The organism is Novipirellula sp. (genome assembly GCF_041583735.1).
Taxonomy (GTDB): domain Bacteria; phylum Planctomycetota; class Planctomycetia; order Pirellulales; family Pirellulaceae; genus Novipirellula.
Genome location: NZ_JBFHFD010000001.1, coordinates 66083 through 76108, shown reverse-complemented (window position 1 = coordinate 76108; position 10026 = coordinate 66083). Strand labels below are relative to the sequence as shown.

Genomic DNA, 10026 nt, shown 5'->3' with positions numbered 1-10026 from the left:
CAAAATTTAGTTCCGACGGAGAGATTCGCTTGACGGTCGAGCGAGACGACGCGGACAACGAAAGCTGGATCACGTTTTGCGTCGCCGATACCGGAATCGGGATGACCGACGAACAACTCGACCGGCTGTTTCAACCTTTCATCCAGGCAGATGATTCGACGACCCGCCGCTTTGGCGGAACGGGACTCGGTCTGGCCCTGACACGACGCTTCTGTCAGTTGATGGGAGGCGAGGTCAGCGTCCGCAGCGAACCAGGCTGCGGATCGGTGTTCACGATTCGTTTACCGACGGCTCAGAGCCCGCAAGTCCCGGCGATCGAAAATACGGAGGATGACAGGACCACGGACGACGAGGGGGCTCCGGTCGCATTGGTCGTGGACGATGACCCGGCGGCCCGTGACCTGCTGACACGTTTCTTCCGCCGTCAGGGATTCCGTGTCGAATTGGCTGCAAACGGAGACGAAGCGTTGGTCCATGCGCGAGCTCACCTGCCCGCCGTCATCACGCTTGACGTGATGATGCCTCGGCTCGACGGCTGGGCCACACTCGCGGCGCTGAAAGCCGATTCACAGCTTACCGACGTTCCGGTCATTATGTTGACGGTCGTCAACGAAAAAGGCATCGGATACGCATTGGGTGCCGCGGAATATCTCACAAAGCCGATCGATCGCCCCCGACTCGCTGAGGTGCTTCGGAAGTTGCGGATTCAACATCTTGTCGATAACGTGCTGGTGATCGACGACGACGAGGTCGCACGGGCCTCGGTGCGGAAGGTCTTTCAAGATTTGGATGTGTTCGTGGTCGAAGCCGAAAACGGCCAAGTTGCGCTGGACCGCATCGGCGAAAAGCCGCCCCAGCTAATACTGCTCGATCTGGTGATGCCCGTGATGGACGGATTCGAGTTTCTCGATCATCTGCGAAAACTTCCCGAAATGCAGGATATACCGGTGGTCGTATTGACGGCACGCGATTTAACCCCAGAGGAACGGACCGAACTGAGCGGCAAGGTGGAGCAGGTTTTTAATAAACTGTCATGGACATGCGAAGATCTACTGCTGGAACTTCGGCGAATCCTTTCTGAATTTCAACATCAACCGCCGCCGAATCAAAACGATCTCGCTGAATCGTCCGACGAGGTAACTCGAATATGAATAAGTTGCTCTTGGTTGAAGACAACGAACAGAACTGGGACATGCTCTCGCGACGGCTAAAACGTCGTGGATACGAGGTGCTAATCGCCACCGATGGGCAACAGGGGGTACAGCGTGCCGAGCTTGATCACCCCGACTTGATCCTGATGGATATCAGTCTTCCTGTAATGGATGGCTGGGAGGCCACACGACGAATCCTTGCACACGAAGGCACCCAGGCTATCCCGATCATTGCGCTAACAGCACACGCGATGGACAGTGATCGAGAAAAATCGCTGGCTGCTGGGTGTAAGGATTATCACACGAAACCGGTCGAATTCGACCGATTAGTCGAACAGATCGAAGCACTTCTGAAGCAATGAAGGGCTAAAATAAACGAAAAGAGTAAGTTGACCGGTACGGTTATGGCTAGATAGGCACTTAAGAGAATCGACCGGAGGCTTGATTTCTTAGCTAATACTTGACTCCCGGTACAAAACCCTTCCGTCTTGTCCAGTCAGTGATATTGGAAACGAGATGGCAGTTGGCTAGATCGGAAGTTGCGGATACCGTTGGCGACGACGATGATTTACTTTGGGGGGGGATTCTTTTGCGGTGTTCCTGCGATGACAGCACTGCGGCGAAACTAGTGTTTGAAAATTTGTTAGTTGGTAGCGAACTGATACGACGTCCATCGCTACGCCGCTCGTCGATTCGGCTTCAGCCGCACCGAGTGCCTGGTTACACTCGATCCTCGTTATCTTTAGATCGATGGCCTTCGGCAATTCGTTATCTCGCACCGGATGCTAACTCTCCCGGGCTGAATGTCCGCAGAGATGATTAAACCAATCTTGCGTAACTCGAAGGAAACCGTCGAAGTATTTATTTGTAGCAGTACAGAATGCATTGAGCACTTGGTGTTTAACGTTTAAAAGACCCGCTCGACGTAGGATTGCAAGTCTAACGAGCAAATTGGCTTTTTTTAGAATCCGCAGTTTCGATGAGTGTAATATTTTATCAAACGACTTCACGTACTCGTGATCGCGATCCACGGAACAGAGAATCCACCATAATTGAGTTGTGTTCAGGGAGATGGTAACGTTTTGCCATGCGACCCGTCGTCTCTCCTGGTGATGCAGATATCACGAAATGTTCTCACTAGCCGTCGATCGTTGAAATGGTCAAGGGCCATTATTATTGTATGCATCAAACGCGGTCCACAAATTGCTATTTGGTATGTCTTCCTTCGACAACTTTAGCAATGGACGTCGTCCAAATTGTCGGTGAAATTCATCTGATGCCGGAACCCAGCCACTTTGGAAAACTCACCTACCGAAGCTATCGGCGTGAACGGAGTTATGTTTCAGTTCTTTCATTGGTACATCAAACCCGATGGCATGCTGTGGGAAGAGCTTAAGGTTGAAATCGCGTCGCTCGCAGAACTAGGTGTGACAGCCGTTTGGCTTCCACCGACATATAAAGGTAATCAAGGGTCAAGCGATGTCGGTTATGCCGTTTACGACATGTTCGATCTGGGCGAATTTGACCAAAAGGGTTCGGTGCGAACGAAATACGGCACGAAGGAACAACTGCTTGCCGCCGTTAGTCGCTGCCGAGAAGTCGGCGTTCAAGTTTACGCCGACGTCGTGTTCAACCATCGTATTGGGGGCGATGAAGAGGAAACGTTCCAAGCGACACCGGTCAACGACGATAACCGCCACGAAGTGATCGGCGAAAAACGTGAAGTTCGGTCGTTTACGAGGTTTACATTCCCTGGTCGCGGCGGCAAGTACTCGCCGATGGTTTGGACGAAGGATCATTTTACGGCCGTTGACTACGATATCAACGATCCAGAGTACAAGGCAGTCTTTTTAATTGAGGGTAAGTCATTTGACTCTGCCGTCGACATTGAGAAAGGTTGTTTCGACTACTTGATGGGTTGCGACGTCGATGTAAAGCATCCAGAAGTACAAGAGGAATTAAAACGCTGGGGCACTTGGTACTTAAAAGAAGTCGGGCTGGATGGCGTTCGGTTCGATGCAGTTAAGCATATTGAAGCGGGCTTCTTCCCTCAGTGGCTACAACATGTTCGTTCGGAGGCTGGACGCGACGTGTTCGCCGTCGGTGAGTACTGGTCTTACCACTTGGACGCCTTAAAATATTTCTTAAATATTACCGGCGGGGCGGTGACATTGTTCGACGCTCCGCTGCACGCAACGTTCTCACGAATCAGCAAGACATCGCCGGACTTTGACATGCGGCAAGTTTTCGATGGTAGCTTGGTCAGCCAAGTGCCGGAACTAGCGGTGACGATTGTATCCAATCACGACACGCAACCGCTGCAGGCGCTGGAATCAGTTGTCGAGGCTTGGTTCAAACCGCTTGCATATGCGTTAATTTTGCTTCGCCGCGACGGCTACCCGTGTTTGTTCTACGCGGACTACTACGGAACCAAGTACACCGACAAAGGCCGCGATGGCAACGAGTACACGATTGAAATGGCGAGCCACCGTTGGTTAATCGATAAGTTTCTTGCTGCCCGTCAAGAGTTCGCTTACGGCGATCAGTACGACTATTTTGACAATCCAAACATGATCGGATGGACTCGGTCAACAGGCGACGGTAGACAAGGACTCGCGGTAGTAATGAGCAACGCAGGCCGCGGGAGCAAACGGATGCAGTTGCAGATGCCCAACGCAACGTTCCGCGATCTTACGGAGCATCAGGACGAAATCGTAACAGCGGACAACGAAGGCTGGGCAGAGTTTCGATGTTGCGAACGCTCCGTATCGGTTTGGGTTCCAGTTTGAGAGGCTTTGCAATGGGTCGATCTTAGGCTCTCATTGCTTGCACGCGTCATACACTTCACACGAGCTACTCGATCTTGGTGCGGAAGCTCGCCTCGAGGTAATAACGAAGATCATACTCAGTCGATTCCACATTGTGAGGACAAACTGCGATGATGACCAACTGGAGCATCGACAATTGGAAGTCCTGGGCTTTGTCGGAAACGTGAATAGTCTATTAATGGTTTGAACAACCTGGAGAATAGGATGGCCATCGAACTAAGCGATCCAATTAAGATCATCCTCGCGATCTTTCTACCGCCAGTCGGTGTATTTCTTGAAGTTGGACTGGGACTTCACTTCTGGCTCAACATAGTGCTCACACTGTTTGGATTTATTCCCGGAATTTTGCATGCATTGTACATCATCTTAGCCAAGTAGGTGTTTTTCCGCGGCACTGAAGAGACGGGCGAGTGAAGAATCGTCAGCTATCTTTAAATTAAAAAGTGGCCCCATTCCACACCTCAGGTCGAGTCATCGATGATTATCTACACCAGTTCCTAATTTCCTTGCGTTCCATTGGTTTTGAAGGGTAATCGGTGCAGCGGCTTTGATTGCTTTTTCACAATCTCCAGGTCATTCCGCGGGTGCCATCGCAATGATCTCTGGGTTGTATAGGTCCATCGTTTTTGGTGCGGCGTTGGTACGTTGTTTGCGGTTCATGGATCTATCTTAAATCGGCATCGGATGGCGATGCCGCGTAACCTTGATCTAAATACAGAGAGCAAATAATGTCCGCAGACGCAACACGAATGGGGTATAAGTCCCAGGGTACCGAAGCCTATCAGCATTCCGAAGGAACGCTTGCCCGTAGCATTGAGCATCAGACTGCTAAATTACCGTCAGACGTTTTCCTGTGGGCAGCATTTGCTTCCATAGGCGGATCGCTACTTTTGCAGTCCATGGATCGAAAAAACGAAAGTTTGTTTGTGGGACAATGGGCACCAACCTTCCTCGCGCTTGGAATCTACAACAAGATTGTCAAAATCGCGGGATCCGATCGCACGAGAAGCTAAGCTATTCGCTTCCGATCGGTCGCAGTTGTTTTGAGTATTAAGGTTGCCGGATCGAGAGTGATCCGGCAACCTTTGCTGTTGTTAATGTGGCGGAGTGAATTTCTGCCACCTCGTGCAACATCAGGGAATGTGATAGAGGGCAAAATTTCAGCGTTAAAAAAACGGAGCCTATCGGCGGTCAGATTCAATCGAACCGACAGTTCTTCACGACATTATCGGACCCTCAGGCTGTTGCTAGCCGGGACAGCAGGCAGAATCGGCCAGTTTAGAGAAGAGACGGCGTTGTTTGTCCCAGTTCGGCTCGGCGGCGATCGGGCGAATTTGTCGCTCTGTGAGCGGGGCTCGGCCGTCGGTGTAGGGCCTCAGGAAGATGACTTTCTCTTGAAGGTCGGGAGCAAGGCTGGTGAGGTTGAGAATTTGGGTCAAACGAGCGCGGGTGATGCGGCCGGCTCGGGCCAGATCACCTTGCGATTGAAATCGACCGGTAGCGAGGATGCGGTCGAAGTGGACCGCAAGGGCCATCAAGCGGGATAGCCGTGGCAGACGCCCCGGTGTGGGCTGCGGTGGGGCCACTCCGCGGCGAAACTCGCGAGACCCGCGATCTGTTCGGGCGACGTGAAAGTTTCGCCGGATGGGCCGCGTACGCAGCGGGGTTACGCGTGAATCGTTTGATGCATCGGTCATTGGACTATCTCAGAGATGTGGCGTGCGAAGTTTGTGTCTTGGCCGAGTGAACTCAAGCCGGCTGGGTAAAAAGTAATTTCAATCGTGCCGGCGACACCGTCGTAGTCGATCCGCTCGATCAATAGTTCCATCAGTCGGCAGCGTTCTCTCGGCGGGATGGCGTCCCAAGCCTTGTCGAGTTCACTCAGCGTTTTCCGAATCGATGCGTGACTGACGCGGATCGGCCGATGGTTGTCGATCGTTTCACGCAGTTCCTCCAATCGAGCTTCGTTTTTGTCGATGCGTCCTTGCGTCGCTTCGATCAGATCGGGGCCGGCGGCCGTTGCAACAAGGTGCGTGATCTCAGCGTGATCGTCTTTCAAGAATTTGGCGATCGAGTCTGCCTCACGGCACTGTGATTCTATGTCGTCACGGTTCTGCTCGTGACAGCGTTCGTAGATGTCTCGGATGAGTTCATCATCGCCAGTGAAAACACGAAGCTCTTCGACCACGAAACTTTCGATCTGCTTGGCAGGGATCGACGGCGATGGGCACGAGTCGTAGCCTTGCTTTTCGGCTTTGCCGCAAACGTAATAGCGATATCGTTTCGTTCCTCGACCAGTGGACGTGTGCCGCATGGCTAGGTTGCAGGCCGCGCACCGGAGTATTCCTCGCAGCATCCCGTCGAAGTTTGTCGCCGCTCGTAGCATGCCGGTGCGACCGTTTTTCCGAAGCGACTGTCCGACGTTGGCGAAAACCTGAGGATCGACGATTGACTGCGAGTTCATACGGCGGCATCAGAATCGATGCGCGTACATCGAAGGCGCGGTGTATCACATCTGGTATGGATCGCCGGGACATCGCCAGCACAAAACCCGAGCTGACATCCTTACACGTCACAACTTTGAATTTGCGCGTGATGTTCAATCAAACAGCGATGGGATCCTTGAGTGGTCTAGTGAGGAGCCAGAGCTACACGCTGAGGTCCGTGGGTATTTTAGAAACAGGCGAAAAGATGGTTGATTGGATCGAGTACGCAGAGCAGCGGCGCGGCATGAATTACGATTCGGCCGTCAAAGAGGCGATCGAACAGCACAGCCCAGGTGAATCGATCTTGGATGTGGGATGAGGTGGGACCGATAGTCGTAGAAGACAGTAACTTGCGGCGGATGGTGGCGGTGTTCGGCTAATCTCGGGTCTCGGAAACCAAGCCACCGAGCAGGCATTATTGGCCGAAGGTGATCGTCTTTCTTACATCAACCTCAGTTTCCACTGGTCCCGCGATTGGTCCGTCGAAAAAAAGGCAGAAGCGAGTGCTACGCAGCTCTCGATGTCCACAGCTTTTCTCGCTTTGAGCGGTGCAATCCGCCATCGCCGCATCAACTGCGACTGTATTGGTGGGCGATCAATAGTGATCGCCGGTGTGTTATTGGTCTGTCTCGGGTCTCAGTGATAATGCCCCTGAACAGGCCTGTTTCAGTTTAGCGACGAGGCCCAAGTCTGCCAACGTCGTCGTTTGCAGTCGCGACTCCCGTTCATGAAAATGATTGCTGCCGAAGAAAGAGAGCCTTCGGTGTTTCATCCACCTAACGAGAGCAATCATGGGTGTCATCAGCAAGAGCGTGCAGTGTCCCGAGCCAGTCTGTACCGCGTGTAGCGAATGCAGAGGGCCGTCGGTAGTGTATAGAGGCCACGTGTGCTGTCTGTCGTGAGATTTGAGACGCTTGGCGAGATTAATCGACCGAAGAGTGCTATTTCTGTATGGCGTCGTCCTGGGGGGATCCTCGGTACTCGTGTGTCTTTTCGTTGTCTCTTGGGTTCAATTGCTTGTCGTCGAGTGATACACTTCCTGCATTGAGGCAGGAAATGACAAGTCGGATATGTAATGGACGATCCAAAAGACGAGGCACCGGACGCTAAGCAAGAACGCTTAGTTTTAGCTCTGCGAAAAGCGTACTACGCGTGGACAGTTCCCGACGACGAGAGACTACTGGAAGAGAGCCTGGCAGTGACCGAACGTCGCGACTAAGAAAGAAGCGGCGGGACGCTGTTCGACGATGGGCATCTGATCAACTTGCTTGATCATCGACCAGAAATGTCACATCAAGCATTTTTGGTACAGCGTTTACGTAGATGGTAGTCTCAGTCCACCCACACCTCGCTAACGGATTAGTGTTTTGGCATGAATGACGAATTTATTCACGTCGATGTCGGCGAAGAGTTTAGTTATGAAGGTAGCAGGTACCGCAAACTGGACGATCGTAGAGCATTTTTACTGAGTGATAATCCTAGTGAACCGAAGGCAGACGAGAAGGTCATTCACTTCTACCCAGAAGATGAAGTGAGTCGGGACATATCAGAGTCCGTGCAGTTGAGACCTACGGAAGAACTAACGGCGCGACCGAGACTGAGGAACGCCTTGGTTTGGAGCGTCATCTTTGCGGTTAGTTTAATACTCGCTGTGGTGATTCTATCGACCATCACCTGGGCTATGAGCGGCTGAGCCTCAATTACGACGCCTCACATCGAACCAATCGTGGCCTATGGGCTGATCGCTGTTGTGCGGCGTCATGGGACTGGCGAAAGCTGTCGATAGAAGAGCGGGGAAAGTTGCGTAAAACTCAGCTCACAGAACTTGCAACCAAATCGTGGTTGGGAATAGATCAGCGGTACATGAAAATTCAGGAATAAAGAATGCACAGGATAGAAACTTGTAGATTTAGATGGGGCGAAAAAGGAGGTCCTCGCACAGGAACGCAATTCAGTGTTGAGAAGGTGGGTAGGTACACGGAAACACTAAGCCGCAAAAACGAAGTCCGAATCCAGCTCCATGTCCTGGGAGTTCCTGAAGTCAAGGGAGCAGGTTTAAAGGTCGAAAATTACGGCACTCTTGAATTTTCGCCACAGGCGGCGAAGAAACTAGCAATTGCGCTGCTGCGTGAGGCAAGCGAATCTGACTCAACTGTAGTAAGCGAAGCCATCAAACTTCTGGAAAACTGACACAATCAATAGACTTGGCACTAAATATCAGTTCCAGTCCGGTCTCACTTCGGTGGCAACAACCCAAATTTGCCATAGAAGCCCTTGTCGGTGGCATTGATTTGTCTTTCGAGGCCATGAGTGGAGCCCAGTGCCAATGGAATGAAGAGGGTTGCCTTTTCCTGGGTCGTTGTACTGGATGTGAACGATTTTGTCGGCATCGTATTGAATGTCGCAACAAAGTTGTCGGCAAGCCGCGCGAGAGGACAAGTTGCTGGAAAGTCGACAATAACCAAAGGCGTTCGGAGGTAAAACAACCTGGAAGTAAAAACCTTCCAACTGCATCGAAATCCGAAACAGCGAAACGACTTTGGGACGATGGCTTGCTTCACGTTGAGATTGCCGAGCAGATGGGATGTATCCCTCCGTACGTCACCAAACTGATCCAGCACTGGCACGACCAGCGTGGGTTGCCCCGGCCAAATAACAAGAAGCGTCGTAAATCGCTCAAGAACAAGCAGCAACGGACGCCGCTCTACAAACAGATCGCCAATCAGGTGCAGGAGTTGATGGAGGCTGGACTTTCTAATCTGGAGATCGCGAGGCAGACCAAGACTTCTGACACCAACGTCGCCAAGGCCATCAAATCGTGGCACGAGAAACGGGATCTTCCGGTACCGACGGCAGCCGATCGTCGCAATCAAAAGCTCAGGCGTGCGATGTCGATGCTCGATGGCGGTGCTTTGCTAACAGATGTCGCGAACGAACTCGACTACAGTGCCCGCGGCCTGAAGTTGGCGTTGGACAGGTACGCCGAAGACAATGGGGATGCGACGATTGATTTTAGGTCGCGGCGGGGTAACGCGAAGTCTGGAGGATCGGCAAACGGCAAAGCCCGCCCGGCTGATTCCGACGCCGCATAGGCAGCACCGCCGATAAAAACTCCGCAGACCCCGCTCGGTTCAGCACCCTGCTGGACCGGGTTTTTCCATGTCCAAACCGCCGCAAAGGCGGGGATCGAGTTCTTCGCCTGTGAGCCAGAAATGGGCTCAAACCAACGCTGGAGGATGGAAACAACGGCTCCCCATCGAAAGCGTACCGGAAGGCACTTTCTTAACTCGTTGATTTGCAACACTTTACGGAATTCACTTTCAAAGTTGAATTCAGGTTAGTGGTGTCCTCAACCATAACGAATTCAATCTTCAGAGGAAGTTTGGATTAGGCGCAACCAATCAGTCTTCGAAACCGAGTATCTAGGGTTCGAACAGCTCTGAGTGTTCTATTTTCAATCTGCGAACTCAGGCAGCCACGCCAGTTCGGAAAGAGTGCCGAATGTCGCGGCTTTGCGGTTCTTGGCGTTGGTAGTTTCGCCCGTGACCGATCTGGCTACTT

General features: G+C 52.2%; 9 protein-coding genes. 7 read left to right on the top strand and 2 right to left on the bottom strand.

Going from position 1 to position 10026, the window contains the following annotated elements; all coding sequences use genetic code 11:
- The 4 genes from ABX962_RS00265 to ABX962_RS00250 form a co-directional block, all read left to right on the top strand.
- Window positions 1-1151: response regulator (locus ABX962_RS00265; protein ID WP_372715498.1), on the top strand; the 1151-nt coding region annotated here is incomplete at its 5' end.
- Window positions 1148-1513 (top strand): response regulator, encoded by a 366-nt coding sequence (locus ABX962_RS00260; RefSeq protein ID WP_372715496.1) that lies wholly within the window; start codon window positions 1148-1150, stop codon window positions 1511-1513. The genes ABX962_RS00265 and ABX962_RS00260, both read left to right, overlap by 4 nt.
- 975 nt (window positions 1514-2488) lie before the next feature.
- A complete protein-coding gene (locus ABX962_RS00255) occupies window positions 2489-3940 on the top strand; it encodes an alpha-amylase (protein ID WP_372715494.1) in 1452 nt (483 codons plus the stop codon).
- A gap of 243 nt (window positions 3941-4183) precedes the next feature.
- Window positions 4184-4357 carry a YqaE/Pmp3 family membrane protein gene (locus ABX962_RS00250; protein WP_372715492.1) on the top strand — a complete coding sequence of 58 codons (174 nt, stop codon included), beginning with the start codon at window positions 4184-4186 and terminating at the stop codon, window positions 4355-4357.
- An 869-nt stretch (window positions 4358-5226) separates the two neighbouring features.
- Here ABX962_RS00250 and ABX962_RS00245 read toward each other — a convergent pair.
- Entirely contained in the window at window positions 5227-5676 is a 450-nt protein-coding gene (locus tag ABX962_RS00245; RefSeq protein WP_372715490.1) for a hypothetical protein, read from the bottom strand.
- Window positions 5673-6335: a zinc ribbon domain-containing protein gene (locus tag ABX962_RS00240; protein WP_372715504.1), complete on the bottom strand. Its 663-nt coding sequence runs from the start codon at window positions 6333-6335 to the stop codon at window positions 5673-5675. The genes ABX962_RS00245 and ABX962_RS00240 overlap by 4 nt, the downstream gene beginning before the upstream one ends.
- A gap of 1502 nt (window positions 6336-7837) precedes the next feature.
- Between ABX962_RS00240 and ABX962_RS00235 the strand changes: the two genes are divergently transcribed.
- The 3 genes from ABX962_RS00235 (at window position 7838) to ABX962_RS00225 (ending at window position 9557) form a co-directional block, all read left to right on the top strand.
- Window positions 7838-8158, top strand: coding sequence for a hypothetical protein (locus ABX962_RS00235; protein WP_372715488.1), 321 nt, complete (start codon window positions 7838-7840; stop codon window positions 8156-8158).
- Between the two features lie 191 nt (window positions 8159-8349).
- Complete coding sequence (locus ABX962_RS00230) at window positions 8350-8655, top strand: hypothetical protein (RefSeq protein ID WP_372715486.1); 306 nt, start codon at window positions 8350-8352, stop codon at window positions 8653-8655.
- 14 nt (window positions 8656-8669) lie between these two features.
- On the top strand, window positions 8670-9557 hold the full coding sequence (locus ABX962_RS00225; RefSeq protein WP_372715484.1) for a hypothetical protein: 888 nt from the start codon (window positions 8670-8672) through the stop codon (window positions 9555-9557).
- Window positions 9558-10026: the final 469 nt, after the last annotated feature.